This is a genomic window from Flagellimonas hadalis (genome assembly GCF_007785775.2).
Lineage (GTDB): Bacteria > Bacteroidota > Bacteroidia > Flavobacteriales > Flavobacteriaceae > Flagellimonas > Flagellimonas hadalis.
This window is the reverse complement of the sequence record NZ_VNIK02000054.1, coordinates 1-331: the sequence shown is the minus strand read 5'-3', so window position 1 is coordinate 331 and position 331 is coordinate 1. Positions and strand designations below refer to the sequence as shown.

Below are 331 nucleotides of genomic sequence, written 5' to 3'. Positions count from 1 at the left end.
GGGGACATCCCCCTCACAGATGGTCAGGTTGCCGTCAGTGCCCGCATTGGGCTGCCTTGTTATGGCAAGAGTCATAGAATCGACATATGGAGGGCAGCTTCCTGAACTGGAAGCAGTAAGAGTTAGGGTGACGGTTGTTCCAATATCCGAGGAGTGCGGCCTATAGGTAGGGTTTTGGATTGATGCATCGACAAATGTCCCATTGCCATTGTGCGTCCATACAAGGGAGTTAAAACCCGTTGCAGATGCCCCTGCCACGATATAATCCGTTGCATCACATATCTGGTCGTCGAATCCTGCATCCGCCACGGGCCGTATGTCATTGGTGATG

The 331-nt window shown here is 52.3% G+C and carries 1 protein-coding gene; it reads right to left on the bottom strand.

The features are described from left to right. Nucleotides 1-331, bottom strand: a 331-nt coding sequence (locus tag FOT42_RS18230) for a hypothetical protein (RefSeq protein WP_192938452.1), incomplete at both ends; no start/stop codon positions are given.